Annotated in this window: 15 protein-coding genes; 4 read left to right on the top strand and 11 right to left on the bottom strand. The window is 66.3% G+C overall.

Features of this window, described 5'->3' with window-relative positions; genetic code table 11:
- Positions 1 to 36: 36 nt before the first annotated feature.
- The gene (locus M2343_RS06320; RefSeq protein ID WP_220128523.1) at positions 37 to 414 is read right to left on the bottom strand and encodes a hypothetical protein; all 378 of its coding nucleotides are present in this window, start codon (positions 412 to 414) and stop codon (positions 37 to 39) included.
- Entirely contained in the window at positions 414 to 1,622 is a 1,209-nt protein-coding gene (locus M2343_RS06315; RefSeq protein WP_264576005.1) for a saccharopine dehydrogenase family protein, read from the bottom strand. Before M2343_RS06315 ends, M2343_RS06320 begins: the two co-directional genes overlap by 1 nt.
- 53 nt (positions 1,623 to 1,675) lie before the next feature.
- Here M2343_RS06315 and M2343_RS06310 point away from each other — a divergent pair, with 53 nt between their 5' ends.
- Complete coding sequence (locus M2343_RS06310) at positions 1,676 to 2,671, top strand: threonine/serine dehydratase (RefSeq protein WP_264576004.1); 996 nt, start codon at positions 1,676 to 1,678, stop codon at positions 2,669 to 2,671.
- 3 nt (positions 2,672 to 2,674) lie between these two features.
- Here the strand turns inward: M2343_RS06310 and cls are convergent, their stop codons facing one another.
- Positions 2,675 to 4,084 carry a cardiolipin synthase gene (gene cls / locus M2343_RS06305; RefSeq protein ID WP_264576003.1) on the bottom strand — a complete coding sequence of 470 codons (1,410 nt, stop codon included), beginning with the start codon at positions 4,082 to 4,084 and terminating at the stop codon, positions 2,675 to 2,677.
- 139 nt (positions 4,085 to 4,223) lie between these two features.
- Between cls and M2343_RS06300 the strand changes: the two genes are divergently transcribed.
- The 3 genes from M2343_RS06300 to M2343_RS06290 are packed head-to-tail and all read left to right on the top strand — an operon-like array spanning position 4,224 to position 6,429.
- On the top strand, positions 4,224 to 5,429 hold the full coding sequence (locus M2343_RS06300; protein WP_264576002.1) for a DUF3419 family protein: 1,206 nt from the start codon (positions 4,224 to 4,226) through the stop codon (positions 5,427 to 5,429).
- Between the two features lie 12 nt (positions 5,430 to 5,441).
- Positions 5,442 to 6,104 carry a class I SAM-dependent methyltransferase gene (locus M2343_RS06295; protein WP_413716043.1) on the top strand — a complete coding sequence of 221 codons (663 nt, stop codon included), beginning with the start codon at positions 5,442 to 5,444 and terminating at the stop codon, positions 6,102 to 6,104.
- Between the two features lie 52 nt (positions 6,105 to 6,156).
- Positions 6,157 to 6,429 carry a hypothetical protein gene (locus M2343_RS06290; RefSeq protein WP_264572598.1) on the top strand — a complete coding sequence of 91 codons (273 nt, stop codon included), beginning with the start codon at positions 6,157 to 6,159 and terminating at the stop codon, positions 6,427 to 6,429.
- Positions 6,430 to 6,433: 4 nt separating this feature from the next.
- On the opposite strand, the gene recQ is transcribed toward M2343_RS06290, so the two are convergent.
- The 8 genes from recQ to M2343_RS06250 all read right to left on the bottom strand — a co-directional run bounded on the left by recQ (position 6,434) and on the right by M2343_RS06250 (position 14,252).
- A complete protein-coding gene (gene recQ / locus M2343_RS06285; RefSeq protein WP_264576001.1) occupies positions 6,434 to 8,197 on the bottom strand; it encodes a DNA helicase RecQ in 1,764 nt (587 codons plus the stop codon).
- A gap of 133 nt (positions 8,198 to 8,330) precedes the next feature.
- Positions 8,331 to 8,570 carry a sulfurtransferase TusA family protein gene (locus tag M2343_RS06280; RefSeq protein WP_181559384.1) on the bottom strand — a complete coding sequence of 80 codons (240 nt, stop codon included), beginning with the start codon at positions 8,568 to 8,570 and terminating at the stop codon, positions 8,331 to 8,333.
- The gene (der, locus tag M2343_RS06275; RefSeq protein WP_264576000.1) at positions 8,554 to 9,987 is read right to left on the bottom strand and encodes a ribosome biogenesis GTPase Der; all 1,434 of its coding nucleotides are present in this window, start codon (positions 9,985 to 9,987) and stop codon (positions 8,554 to 8,556) included. The genes M2343_RS06280 and der overlap by 17 nt, the downstream gene beginning before the upstream one ends.
- The gene (locus M2343_RS06270) at positions 9,987 to 11,315 is read right to left on the bottom strand and encodes a PQQ-binding-like beta-propeller repeat protein (protein WP_264575999.1); all 1,329 of its coding nucleotides are present in this window, start codon (positions 11,313 to 11,315) and stop codon (positions 9,987 to 9,989) included. The genes der and M2343_RS06270 overlap by 1 nt, the downstream gene beginning before the upstream one ends.
- 26 nt (positions 11,316 to 11,341) lie before the next feature.
- Positions 11,342 to 12,049 carry a tetratricopeptide repeat protein gene (locus M2343_RS06265; protein WP_264575998.1) on the bottom strand — a complete coding sequence of 236 codons (708 nt, stop codon included), beginning with the start codon at positions 12,047 to 12,049 and terminating at the stop codon, positions 11,342 to 11,344.
- Positions 12,050 to 12,139: 90 nt separating this feature from the next.
- Positions 12,140 to 13,012, bottom strand: a complete 873-nt coding sequence (panB, locus tag M2343_RS06260; RefSeq protein ID WP_264575997.1) for a 3-methyl-2-oxobutanoate hydroxymethyltransferase — start codon at positions 13,010 to 13,012, stop codon at positions 12,140 to 12,142.
- A gap of 233 nt (positions 13,013 to 13,245) precedes the next feature.
- Complete coding sequence (locus tag M2343_RS06255; RefSeq protein ID WP_264572605.1) at positions 13,246 to 13,467, bottom strand: hypothetical protein; 222 nt, start codon at positions 13,465 to 13,467, stop codon at positions 13,246 to 13,248.
- Between the two features lie 56 nt (positions 13,468 to 13,523).
- Positions 13,524 to 14,252, bottom strand: coding sequence for a FliA/WhiG family RNA polymerase sigma factor (locus M2343_RS06250; protein WP_264575996.1), 729 nt, complete (start codon positions 14,250 to 14,252; stop codon positions 13,524 to 13,526).
- Positions 14,253 to 14,307: the final 55 nt, after the last annotated feature.

The following is a 14,307-nucleotide window of genomic DNA, read 5'->3' as shown; positions in this document are numbered from 1 at the left end:
GCGGCTGCAACCGCCGCGCCTCCATCGATGCACCGATCAGTCGATGCACATAGACCGAACGACCTTGCCGCCGTCGAGTTCGGCAAAGCATCCGAATAATTTGTTGTCGGCCTGGCAGCGGCCGGGTGCTTTCTGCTCATCGAGCGGCAGCGCGCCGTTCTTGCCCGGCTGGGCGAGGCAGCGGCCCTGGCAGTCCTTCTTTGAGGCGCAGCTCTTGCCTGCATCCGCATAAGGCACCACGCACATGACGGTCTGCGCGCGTCCCCGTGCCTGCAGCGAGCCGCCCTGGCGGGCGCAACTGTTCAGCTCGGAGGAGGGCACGCCATCGACCAGGCCGATCCGCGGGGCGCAGCCGCCCAGAGCGAGCGCCAGGGCGGCGCTCGCCAGCCCGATGCGGATGCGCAGGGCGCCCATCAGAAGGGCAGCGGTCCGTCGAGTTCCTTCACCTGCCACGGCAGGCCATGCTTGTTCAGCATGTCCATGAACGGGTCGGGATCGAGCTGCTCGATGTTGAACACACCAGCGCCGGACCACAGGCCCTGCAGCATCAGCGCCGCGCCGATCATCGCCGGCACGCCGGTGGTGTAGCTCACCGCCTGATTGCCGGTCTCGGCATAGGCGTCCTCATGGTCGCAGATATTGTAGATGTAGAGCGTCTTGTCCTGGCCATCCTTGCCAAGGCCGGTGGCAATATCGCCGATGTTGGTCTTGCCCTTGGTCGTCGGGCCAAGGCTGGCTGGCTCGGGCAGCACGGCCTTGAGGAACTGCAGCGGGATGATTTCAACGCCATTGTAGATCACCGGGTCAATCCGCGTCATGCCAACATTCTGCAGCACTTCGAGATGCTTGAGATAAGCATCGCCGAAGGTCATCCAGAAGCGGATGCGCTTGATCTCGGGCAGATGCTTGGCGAGGCTCTCGAGCTCCTCATGATACATGAGGTACATGTTCTTGGGGCCGACCTGCTCGAAGTCGAAGCTCTGCTTGTAGGAGAGGGCGGGGGTCGTGACCCACTCGCCATTTTCCCAGTGCCGTGCAGGCGCGGTCACTTCGCGGATGTTGATCTCGGGATTGAAGTTGGTGGCGAAGTGCTGGCCATGGTCGCCGCCATTGCAGTCCAGAATATCGAGCGTGTCGATCCGCTCGAAATGATGCTTCTTGAGCCAGCTCGCGAACACGCTGGTGACGCCCGGATCGAAGCCGGAGCCGAGCAGCGCCATGAGGCCGGCATCCTTGAACCGGTCCTGATAGGCCCACTGCCAGCTATATTCGAAATGCGCCTCGTCGCGCGGCTCGTAGTTCGCCGTGTCCATATAATTGACGCCCGCAGCAAGGCAGGCATCCATGATCGCGAGATCCTGATAGGGCAGGGCCAGGTTTACGACCAGCTCGGGGCCGATCTGCTTGATCAGCGCCGTCGTCGCTGCCACGTCATCGGCATCCAGCGCATAGGTGCTGATGGCAACGCCCGTGCGCTCCTTCACGGAGGCGGCAATGGCATCGCATTTGGAGACCGTGCGGCTCGCGAGGTGAATGTCGCTGAAGATGTCCACATTCATCGCCATCTTGTGGACCGCGACCGATCCGACGCCACCTGCGCCGATGACCAGCACCTTGCTCATCTGTTAGTCTCCATGAAGTCGAATCGACAAGCGCCTGCATATAGGGGGGCTCTGTGACAGAACAAGAATTGCTCGATCCGCTTCGTGCGCCGAGCCGCGAAGGCGTGTTGCGCGCGGCGGACAAGATCGCGGCGCTGCTGCCGCCAACGCCGCTTTTGCCTCTGGAGGTCCAGGGGCGGACGATCTGGTGCAAGGCGGACATGCTCCAGCCCGTCGGCGCGTTCAAGATCCGGGGCGCTTGGCATCGGCTGAGCGATCTGACGGCGGAGCAGCGGGCGCGCGGCGTGGTCGGCGTCTCCAGCGGCAATCACGCGCAGGGCGTGGCTTGGGCCGCCCGGCGGCTCGGCATCGCCGCGACCATCGTGATGCCGAGCAATGCGCCCCGCGCCAAGCTGGCGGCGACCCGGGCGCTCGGCGCCAAGGTCCATCTCTATGATCGCGCGAGCGAGGATCGCGACAGCATCGCTGCCGATCTGGTCACGAAGACCGGCGCGACCCTCGTTCATGCCTATGGCGATCCGTGGATCATCGAGGGGCAGGGCACGCTCGGGATTGAGGGGGCAGCGCAAATGCAGGCGCAACTTGGGCGCGGACCGGATCGCATCGTTGCCTGTTGCGGGGGCGGGGGCCTCTCTGCCGGTCTCGCGCTGGCCTGTCCGGATGCGGAGCTCTATCTGGCCGAGCCGGAGGGCTATGACGATCTGCTTCGCTCGCTGGCGGCCGGCAGCATCCAGTCGGTGGACGACCTGGCCTTCCCCACCGATTGCGACGCGCTCCAGACGCCGCGCACCTTCCCGATCAATTTCGCGGTATTGCAGGGCCGGGCCAGCGGCGGTGCGGCCGTGACGCCGATGGAGGTCGCGCAGGCCATGCGGGTGGTCTTCGAGAAGCTCCATCTGGTCGTCGAGCCCGGCGGCGCTGCGGCGCTGGCTGCCGTGCTCGCGGGCAAGGTGCCGGTGACAGATGCGACGCTCGTTACCCTCTCGGGCGGCAATGTCGACCGGGAGACGTTCACCCGCCTGCTGGAGCTCGCCGACCGGGCGGGCTGAGGCTCACAGCAGCGAATCCACCAGCCGGGCGATGTTCTCGGCGAGCCGCCGGGTGCGCGAGCGCGCGCGCCATGCTGCCGGCGTCAGCGTCGTGGAGGCGGCGAGATAGCCGTCATGAATTGCCAGCACCTGCGCAATCGAGGTGGCGTCATAGATCAGCAGGCTCGCCTCTTGGTTGAGCTGGAACGAGCGCAGGTCGACATTGCTCGATCCCACCACGGCCAGCTGGTCATCGATGCTGAGCGTCTTGGCGTGGAGCAGTTCGTTGGGGAACAGGTGGATCGAGACGCCGGCGTCCAGCAGCTCCTGATAGAAGGAGCTTTGCGACAGGCGGACGAGCGGCTGATCCGCCACGCGCGAGAGAATGAGGTCGACCTTGACCCCGCGCGCCACCGCTGCGCCCATGGCGCCGAGCACGTCCTCGCCCGGCACGAAATAAGGGCTGACCATGACGACGTGCTGGCGCGCCTGATGCAACTGCCAGACCAGCAGCGTCTCGAACCCGGCCAGCGGATAGTCCGCGCCACTCGGCAGCAATTGCAGGCAGGCGGTCCCGGCAGTGTCCTTCGGGGCAGGGGAGGCGCCGGGCGGATCGCCAGTCTCCAGCGACCAGTCGGCACGCACCAGCGCCTCCATGCTGGCGACGACTGGCCCCGTCACCCGCGCGACCAGTTCGCGATTGACCACGCCGGGCCGGAAATCGCGCGCGACGATGTTCTGGGAGCCGGCATAGCCGATCCTGTCGTCGATCACGAAGAGCTTGCGATGATTGCGCATATCGCGCCGGGTTCGCGCCCGGATCAGGCGCAACGGCAGCGTTTCGCACACGCGCACCCCCTTGGCGCGTAGCAGCGCCTGCGTCCCGCGCCGCCATGGGCGCGAGCCGACCGGATCGAACAGCACCCGCACGTCCAGACCGCGCTGGACGGCCCGGCCGAGCGCGGCGGCCACGCGCTGGCCCACGGCATCGTCGGCGAAGATGTAGACGAGCAGGTGGACGGACTGTTCGGCGGCATCGATATCCGCGACGAGCCGGTCCACCACCGCATCATAAGCGTCGATAAGCGTGATGGCATTGCCGTCAGTGGCGGGCATATGGCCCAAAGTGCGGGCGAGCGCCGCGATGGGCTCCGCATCGGCAAGCGCGGGCTGATGCCGCTGCTGCGCTTGCGCGGTCGCGGCGAAGAAGGGCTGCAAGGCGCCGAACCGCTCGCGCCGCCACGCCGGGAAGCGCGGACTGCCGATGGCGAGAAACAAGAGCAGGCCGGGCACCGGCAGGAAGAAGATCAGCAGCAGCCACGCCCGCGCCGCCGCAGGTGTCCGCCGCAAGGGCACGACGGCAAGCGCGCCGAGGCGGATGAGCCATTCCAGCGCGTACCAGATCTGATCGAGATGGGGTGATGACCCTGCCATGCCCGATCCTAGCGTGAGCGCTCCGCCAGAGCCAAGACCATTGCACGCAGCCGCGTCACCAATCTGCCATCGCGCGGTCACGGGCCTGACATGCTTGGCGCCTAGCGGGGCGTCAGGTGGACCAACAGGGGAGCCGTTCATGCCGCATGTCATCGATCGCGCCGTCATCAATCATGAGGCGACCACGCGCGAAGGCCTTCTCGAACGCGCCTTCGCCTTCGCGTTTCGGGGCTTGGTCTATGCGCAGATCTGGGAAGACCCGGTGGTGGACATGGCGGCGCTGGCGATCACGCCGGAGAGCCATGTCGTGACCATCGCCAGCGGCGGCTGCAATGTGCTCTCCTATCTGACCGCCGATCCTGCGCGCATCACGGCGGTCGATCTCAACACGGCGCATATTGCGCTCAATCGGCTGAAGCAGGTCGCGGCGCAGCAATTGCCCGATTATGCGGGCTTTCGCCGCTTCTTTGCCGAGGCCGACAGCGCGGAGAATCTTCGGGCCTATAAGGCCTATATCCGCCCGCATCTGGACGAGACCGCGCGCCGCTATTGGGAAGGGCGCGATCTGGTGGGGCGCCGCCGCATCGGCATGTTCCGCTCCGGCGCATACAAGCGCGGGCTGCTCGGCGGCTTCATCGGTGCGGCGCATCTGGTGGCGCGGCTGTACCGCATTGATCCGCGCGAACTGCTGGCCGCCCGAGACATGGATGAGCAGCGCCGCATCTTCGAGGCGCGACTGGCGCCGATCTTCGAGCGCAAATTCATCCGCTGGCTGACCGATCAGCCCGCCTCGCTCTTCGGGCTCGGCATCCCGCCCGCGCAATATGATGCGCTTGCCGGCGATGAGAAAATGGCGGCGGTGCTGCGCAAGCGCCTCGAACGCCTCGCCTGCGATTATGATCTTAAGGCCAATTATTTCGCCTGGCAGGCCTTCGGGCGCGGCTATGGCCGCCATGCGGATGCGCCGCTGCCGCCCTATCTCCAGCAGGATCATTATGCGGCGGTGACGGCGCGCGCCGACCGGGTCGATATCCGTCACGCCAATATGACTGACTGGCTCGCCCAGCAGCCGGATGCCAGCGTGGATCGTTATGTGCTGCTGGATGCGCAGGACTGGATGAACGACGCGCAGTTGATTGCGCTCTGGTACGAGATCACCCGCACAGCCCGCCCCGGTGCGCGGGTGCTCTTCCGCACGGCGGCCGAGCCCAGCCTGCTGCCGGGGCGCGTGCCTGATCAGATTCTGGAGCGATGGCATTATCATGGCGAAGACTCGCTGCGCTTCACCCGCGCCGACCGCTCGTCCATTTATGGCGGCGTGCATCTCTACAGCTTGAAGGGCTAGGCCGTGTCGCACATGGACCGCATTGGCGCGGCGAGCGAGCGCCATGCCCGCGCGATGGACACGCAATATGCGTTGCAGCGACATGTCTACGACCTCACCCGCAAATATTATCTGCTGGGGCGGGATCGGCTGATCCGTGATCTGGCTGTGCCGGCTGGCGGATCGGTCCTGGAGATCGGAGTGGGAACCGGACGCAATCTGGCGTTGGTCGCCCGGCATTATCCGCAGGCGCGGCTCTTTGGGCTCGATATCTCGGCGGAGATGCTCAAATCGGCGCACCGCAATATTGCGCATGCGGGGGCGCACTCGCGCACGCTGCTGGAGCGCGCCGATGCCGCCCGGTTCGACCCGCAGGCCTTGTTCGGCGAGCCGGGCTTTGACCGAGTCTATATCAGCTACAGCCTCTCGATGATCCCGCAATGGGAGGCCGCGCTGGCGCAGGCGCTCTCGGTCGTCGAACCGGGCGGGTCGCTCCATATCGTCGATTTCGGCCAGCAGGAGCGGTTGCCCGGCTGGTTCCGCGCCGCATTGCAGGGCTGGCTCGGGCGCTTTCACGTCACGCCGCGCGAGCCGCTCTTTGCCGTGGCCCGCGGCCTTGCCGCGACCTATGGCGCGGACCTGTCCTGCCGGGCCCTGTATCGCGGCTATGCGTGGAGCCTGACGATCCGGCGGTGAACGCAGTCGATTTCGGCTGCGTCCGGGCCGTGCCTACCTTATGCTGGCGGCCATGGATTTTCATGACCTGATGCTGCGCTATTTCGGCAAGACCGAACTGGAAGAGTTGCCTCCCGAGGCGATGGGCGCCGGAATTGAGCGGATGCGCGTCGATTTCGGGCTGGAGAAGGACGCCGGCCGGCGCTTCGGCCTGTGGGCGCTGTTGCACATGCTCGGTGGCGCACCGGACCTGGACGTCGCGTTCAAGGACCCCGCCGAGCGCGAGGCGGCGCGCAATTTCATGGATATGGCCGCGCGGCTCACTGACGCCGACGAAACGGGCTGATGAATTAGCCGAAGCGGCGAAGGGCGGCGAGGAAGGCCTCGCCATATGCCTCCAGCTTGCGCTGGCCGACGCCGCTCACCAGCGCCATATCGCGCAGGGACTTCGGGCGGATCGCGGCCATGTCGCGCAAGGTACTGTCATGGAAGATGACATAAGGCGGCACACCGGCCTCCTGCGCCAGCGTGCGGCGGCACTCGCGTAGCGCATCGAAAACCGGGTCGTTGACGGGGTTCTCCCCCTTGTCGCGGCCACGCCGGCGCTCCTTCTTCGGCTGAATGACTAGCTCGACGCGGTCCTCGCCTTTCAGATAACCACGCGCCGCCGGGCCGAGCGCCAGCCCGCCATGGTCGGTGGTGGTCAGCGCATCATGCACCTGCAGAGCGCGGGCGACCGGCTTGATCAGCGCGGCCTCCTCGCCCTCGATAATGCCGAAGACCGACAGGCGATCATGCCCGCGCTGGGAAATCCGGTCATTACCCCGCCCGGTCAGCACGGCTTCGAGGTGACCGAGGCCAAAGCTCTGGCCGGTGCGGTGGACGGCAGAGAGCAGCTTCTGCGCCGTCAGCGTCGCATCGATGCTGGCGGGGGGCGAGAGGCAATTGTCGCAATTGGCGCAGGTGGGCGGCGGGTTCTCGCCGAAATGGCGCAGCAGCACCGCACGGCGGCAGCGCGCGGTCTCGACCAGCGCGCCCAGGGCGGCGATCCGCGCGCGCTCGCCGCCCTGGCGCTCTGGCTCCACCTCGCTAATCCGCTGGCGCGCCCGCATGAAATCCTCTGCGCCCCACAGCAGCGTCGCCGTCGCCGGATCGCCATCGCGGCCGGCACGTCCGCTCTCCTGATAATAGCTCTCGATGGACTTGGGCAGGCCGGCATGGACGACGAAGCGCACGTCCGGCTTGTCGATGCCCATGCCGAAGGCGACGGTGGCGACCATCACCATCTCCTCGCTGGCGAGGAATGCGGCCTGATTGGCGGCGCGCAGCTCGGCGGGCAGCCCCGCATGATAGGCCAGCACCGGGCGCCCCTTGGCACCCAGCGCCTCGGCAAGCTGCTCGGTCGCGGCGCGGGTTGGTGCATAGATGATGCCGGGGCCGGAATTGGCCGCCAGAATATCGGTGAGCTGACGGCGCAGGCCATCGCGCGGCTGCACGAGGTAGCGGATATTGGGCCGGTCGAAGCCGGAGATGATCAGCCCCTCAGCCGGAATGCCGAGCTGGGTGAGAATATCCTCGCGGGTGTGGGCATCGGCGGTCGCGGTGAGCGCGAGCCGCGGGACATCGGGAAAGGCGTCGAGCAGCGGACGCAGCAGGCGGTAATCGGGACGAAAATCATGGCCCCATTCCGAGACGCAATGCGCCTCATCGATCGCGAAGAGGCTGAGGCGCGACCGCTCCAGCAGCGCGCGGAAACCGTCTCCCGAGGCGCGCTCTGGCGCTACGTAGAGCAGGTCCAGCTCACCGGCAACCAGCCTGTCCTGCGTCTCGCGCCAGTCGGCGTCCACCGACGTGAGGCTCGCCGCGCGGATGCCGAGCGCTCGCGCCGCGCGCAACTGGTCGTGCATCAGCGCGATCAGCGGCGAGACGACAACGCAACAGCCCGGCATGGCGAGCGCAGGCAATTGATAGCAAAGCGATTTTCCGGCGCCCGTCGGCATGATCGCCAGCGTCGGGCGGCCCGCCAGGACCCGGTCCACCACTTGCGCCTGCACGCCTCGAAAGGCCTCGAAGCCAAAAACGCTTCGGAGCAGGGCGGCGGGATCGGCAAGCATCGGGCGGCTATAGGGTGGGGAGGGGTGAGGGGGAAGGGCAGAATGGCCCTGCCGACCGTTCATCATCTGTCAGTGCGGCAGAACAGGTGGTTCCTGCCAACGAAAAGCCGCAAAACGGCCGCATCTCATTCGCTTATGTTTCCTCTGCGCCCTCGCGGCTCAGCGCATATTCCATATGGCTCTCGGACTCGTGAACGCCAATCGCCCAGCCATTGGATTGCGCCAAGGCCGGCACATCGATTTTCGCCACCGGATCGTCGGCCAGCAGCAATACGGAATCATGGTCGCGCATCGCGCGAGCGGCGCGCAGGACGGGCCACGGGCATTTCAGCCCGCGGGCGTCGATGCGCGCCGGATCACTTCTTTTTGTCAAATGGGTTCCGTGCGCTACGCAGGTTTAGCCGGATTGGCACGCCCGAAAAGTCGAGCGCCTTGCGGATACCATTCACGAGATAGCGGCTGTAGCTCTCCGGCACCTCATCAAGACGCGACCCGAACACCACGAACGTCGGCGGCCGGCTCCGCGCCTGGGTGATGTAGCGCATCTTGATCCGCTTGCCCCCGGGCGCCGGCGGTGGATTGGCTTCCAGCGCCTCATCAAACCAGCGGTTAAGCAGGCTCGTTGGCACGCGCTGCGACCAGCGGCGGCGCGTATCGAACGCCGCTTGCAGCAGATCGTCAATGCCCTTGCCCGTGGCGCCGGAGACGGTGAGCAGCGGCACACCGCGCACCTGCGCAAGGCCGTCTTCCAGCGCCTTGCGGACGCCCTGATAGAGCGACGAGCCATTCTCGGCCACGTCCCACTTGTTGAGCGCGATCACGAGCGCACGGCCCTCGCTCAGCACCTTATCGGCAATGCGCAGATCCTGCGCCTCAAGCCCAAGCGTGGCATCGAGCATCAGCACCACGACTTCCGCAAAATCGACGGCATGAAGCGCATCGGCTACGGAGAGCTTCTCCAGCTTCTCCTGCACCTTGGCCCGCTTGCGCATGCCGGCGGTGTCGATCAGCCGCACGGCGCGCGCCACCCCGTCGGGCGCGTGCCAGGTCCAGTCCACGGCGATGCTGTCGCGCGTGATGCCGGCTTCCGGCCCGGTAATCAGCCGCTCTTCGCCCAATATGCGGTTGATGAGCGTGGACTTGCCGGCATTGGGTCGCCCCACGATGGCGAGCTTGAGCGGCGCGCTGTCGTCCAGCTCGTCCTCGTCTCCCACATCATCCTCGTCGCCCTCGACGGGTAGGTCTGGCTCGTCCGCCTCGACATGCGGGCGGATCGCCTGGAACAGGTCGGCAAGACCTTGCCCATGCTCCGCGGAAAAGGCCACAGGCTCATCAAAGCCGAGCGAAAAGGCTTCCATGATGCCGGGATCGGCGGCGCGGCCCTCGGCCTTGTTGGCAAGCAGCACTACCGGGGTATTCCCGGCGCGCAGCCAGCGGGCGATATGCTCGTCGAGCGGTGTAATGCCCGCGCGCGCGTCGATCATGAACAAGGCGACCGAGGCGCCCTGAACCGCCATTTCGGTCTGCGCGCGCATCCGGCCCGGCAGGGTCTGCGCGTCGTCTTCCTCGAAACCGGCGGTATCCACGATGCGGAACTTGAGGCCGAGCAGTTCGGCATCGCCCTCGCGCCGGTCGCGGGTGACGCCGGGCTGGTCATCGACAAGCGCGAGCTTCTTGCCCACCAGCCGGTTGAACAGCGTGGACTTGCCCACATTCGGGCGGCCGACGATGGCGACGACCGGAAGGCTTCCGGCCGGCGTGTCGCGGTCTGGGCGTTGTCTTTTTGCCATCAGCGGAACGCGAGGATGCGTCCCTCGTCCGTCAGCACGTAAAGCATGTTGTCCGCGACGATGGGCGGCAGGGTGAGACCCTGCTTGAGGTCGCGCTCCTGCAGCACCTTGCCGCTCGTCGGATCGACAAAAGCCATCGCGCCTTCGGTGGAGACGAGGATGAGCTTGCCGCCCGCGAGGATCGGGCCGCGCCAACGGATTGGGCCGGTCTTCTTCTTCGGCTTGCGCCATGCCGGCAGATCACTGATCCACCGGATTTTGCCAGTGGCACGCGTGATGGCGAGCAGCTGGGACTTGTCGGTCACCACGAACACCCAGTCGCTCACCACCAGCGGCGTCGCGATACCGCCGATGTTCAGCTCCCAAAGGCGCTGCCCGCTCACCAGTTCATAGGCTGCCATGCGGCCGCCTTCGCCGATCGCGAACACCTGGCCCCGATCGATCACCGGGTCGGCGTCGATATCGGTTAGCATGGCAACCGAGGTGGAGATGCTGGTGCGGCTGAGCGCATCGCCCCACAAGGCGCGGCCGTTCTCGTAGCGATAGGCCGTCAGTTCGCCCGAGCTATAGCCAGCGATCACCGAACCCTGCGCCGCCGCCGGAGCGCCGACGCCGAACACGCCCGTCGCTTCCAGCGTGCCGCTGTCCGTCCACACGACCGCGCCGTCTGCCTGCGAGAGCGCGAAGAGCTGGTTGTCCTGGCTCATCACATAGGCATTGCCGTTGGAGAGCGTGGGCGCACCGCGCAGCGGGCCGCCAGGCTGCACCTTCCAGATCTCGGCGCCGTCCGCGACATTCAGCGCGGCAACGGACCCGGCGCCGGACGTGGCGAACAAACGGTCGCCCTCGACGCTGACGCCGCCACCGAACTGCACCTGCGAAGGCTGGTTGGGCGAGCGAATGCTCTTCGACCAGAGCCGCGCGCCGGTCTTGGCGTCGAAGGCGGAGACGGTCGCATCGGTGTCGATCACGAACAGCTTGCCGCCTGCGACGACCGGCGCGGCGGCCAGCCGGCTGCGCGAGCCGCCACCGGTCACCGACGCCGACCAGGCCTGCTGGATATTGTCGCCGAGCGCGACATGGCCGATGGCCTTGGCGGCATTGCCACCCGATTGCGCCCATGCCGGGTTCACGACCGGGGGCGGCAGTGTGACCGGGAGCGACGCAACGGCATCGTCCACGGCCAGCACATTGTTGCTGCCGAGGATGGAGGTGCGGTCGCCATGCACGGGGGTCTTGGGGCCGCTCTTCCCGCCGCATCCGGTCAGGAGCAGCAGGGCCGCAGGAATGCCGATCCAGGCGGCGCGATATGATGTGGGATTACGCATCCTCGTGGGTTTCTCTTTCAATGGAATCAGGAGGCAGGCGTGTCAGCGGTCGGCCCGGCTTGCCGGGGAGTCGTCGCCGATCCAAGCATGCTGGCCATCTGTCCGGCGCGCAGCTTGATGGATTCAGGCACCAGCGGATCGTTGGCCATCTCGTTGAAGATCTTGCCGGCCTGATCGCGCTGGCCGGCCTTGAGGTGAGCGATGGCGGTGAGTTCACCGGCGCTGCCGAACCAGCTATTGCCCGGCACCGCCAGCGGCTTGAGCGCGGCGATCACGTCCTGCGGCTTCATGCTGTCGAAGGCGAGGGCAGTGCGGCGCATCAGCGCGGCGTCCTTGGTCGCGGCGGGCGCCTGCGCGTCGGCCAGAACGGCATCATAGGCGGCAAGCGCGGTCTTGGCGTCATTGCGCCCGCCTGCCAGTGCGGCCCTGAGCATTTCCGCCTGCGCCCGATAGCCCGGGCCACCTTCGGCCATGATCTGCTTGTACACCCCGTCATCCAGCGTGGCCCGCTGGGCAGCACTCATCAGCCGGGCGAACTGCTCGCCATTGGCCTCGGCTTTCTGGGTCTGGTGGTGCTGCCAGTAGAGCCAGCCGCCAAAGGCAGCGAGGCCGAGCACGACGACAGCGATGACCAGACGGCCGTAATTCTTCCAGAAGGACAGCAGATCGTCCTGCCGCACGGCATCGTCGATCTCGCGGAGCAGGGCCTCGTTCTGATGTGGCGTCAGGGCCAAGTCTCTATCTCCAGTCGGCTGAAAAAGCGCAGAGGCGCATGAAGGGATTTTGTGGCCGCGGACCTTAGCGGCGGATGAACTCCGCGCAAATCACTTTTTGGCGCCATAAAGCTGGGCCTCGCCGGGGAAGCTGCGTGCGCGCACCTCCTGCGCATATCGGGCCGCCGCATCGCTGATCGTCCCGGCAAGATCGGCATAGCGCTTCACGAAGCGCGGCGTGCGCTCGAACATGCCGAGGAGGTCTTCAGTCACCAGCACTTGCCCGTCGCAGGCTGCCGAGGCGCCGATGCCGATGGTGGGGCAGGGCACGTCTCCCGTGATCTCGATAGCCAGTTCCTCGATCACGCCCTCGATCACCATCGCAAAGCAGCCGGCGGCGGCGACGGCGCGGGCATCGTTGCGGATTTTGGCGGCTTCGGCAGCATCGCGGCCGCGCGGCCCATAGCCGCCGAGCGCGTTCACCGCCTGCGGCGTAAGGCCGACATGGGCGCAGACCGGGATGCCCCGCTCGCTCAGGAAGGCGATGGTCGGTGCCATGGCCTCGCCGCCTTCCAGCTTCACGCCGGCAGCGCCGGTTCCCTTCATCAGGCGGGCGGCGCTTGCGAAGGCTTGCTCCGGCGAAGCCTCATAGCTCCCGAACGGCATGTCGATGATGACGGCGCTGTGATAGCTGCCGCGCACGACCGCAGCGCCATGGGCGGCCATCATCTCGAGCGTGACGGGCACGGAGGACGGCAGGCCGTAGATCACTTGACCCAGCGAGTCGCCCACCAGCAGCAGATCGCAATGGGGGTCGAGCAATTGCGCCTGCCGCGCCGTGTAGGCGGTCAGCATCACGATTGGCGAGTCGGTCACCCCATCGACTTTGCGCGCGCGGATGGCGGGAATGGTCAGCCGACGCATCGGCGCCGGCGTGGGGTTCGCCCGGCTGGTCGCCGTATCGAGGGTGTAAGTGGCGGACATGGGCGAGCTTTAGCGCAAGCGCGTGCATTCGCCTAGGCTGCGCGGGTCAAACCCACAAATATGCTCGCCTCAGAGCAGCGGCTGGGGGTGGTGGCGATGCGCCAGCATCGCCAACTTAGAAAGTGGCGCGCGGGCGCGCGACACCACCCCAACCCCTCCTCTGAAGAGGAGGGGCTAAATCTGATCGATTTTCAGCGCTATGTGAATTGAGGCGGCGCACTGTCCGCAAACGCTCACTTCTTATCGACAGCACCTTGGGCCGCATCGCCCACATCTTGCGCTGCATCGCCGACTTGCTGCGCCGCCGTGGACACGGCGTCGTTCTTGTTATCCTGGCTCTGCAGCAGGAAGTAGCCGCCCACCGCCAGGATCAGCAGTGCCACGATCGCGATGATTGCGGTTGCGCTACCGCCGCTCGAGCGCTCGACGATTACCGTTTTGGGTTCTTCGGCCATGTCATCCTCCACCTGATTGATGGCGGAGAAACGATCATCCCGCGGCGCGGTTCCGGTCAGAGGTAGGCGCTGAGGCGTCCCCGCAGCTTGTCGAGCGCGGATTTCTTGATTTGGCACACCCTGGCCGCGCCGATGTCCAGCGTCAGCCCGATTTCCTCAAGGTTCATTTCCTCGACGAAGTAGAGCTGCAGCACCATCGCCTCGCGCTCGGGCAGTTCCTTGATGCAGGCGGAAACCGCGCGCTTGAGGGATTCCCGCTCCAGCACTTCCTCGGCGCCCTCGGTTGCATCGGCGAACCACATCGACTGGTCCGAATAGACCTCGTCCATGCTCTGGTGTTGGGCCATATCCGTCCCGTCGGCAAGCTCGCGCCAGCCAGCAGCATCAAGACCCAGATGCGCGGCCACTTCGCTATCCGCGGGCGGGCGACCGAAGCGTTGCTCCAGCGCGCGACGGGCATCCTGAATGGTCTTGCGGCGCGCCATCGCCGAGCGACACAGGGTCGCATGGCGACGCAGATGGTCGATCATCGCGCCGCGCACGCGCATTTGCGCATAGGTCGCAAAGCCGAAGCCGCGATCCTCGAAGCTGTTGGCCGCCTCGACCAGCGCGACCATGCCGATCTGCAGCAGATCCTCGATCTCGATCGCGCTGGAGACGCGGCCATGGACATGCCAGGCGATCTTGCGCACCAGCGGCATATATTGCTGCGCCAGCTGATCCGGTGAGACACCGGGCCGGCGACCATAAGTCAGGGCTGCAACCTCAAGCTGTGCGCTGTGCATGGGTCTCATCTATGCTGAAAGGTTTAACCGGGAATTTCCGAGCAGGGCGGAGGCG

Source organism: Sphingobium sp. B8D3B, assembly GCF_025961875.1.
Taxonomy (GTDB): domain Bacteria; phylum Pseudomonadota; class Alphaproteobacteria; order Sphingomonadales; family Sphingomonadaceae; genus Sphingobium.
Note: the sequence above shows the minus strand (reverse complement) of the source record. Positions and strands in the feature narration are given on the sequence as shown.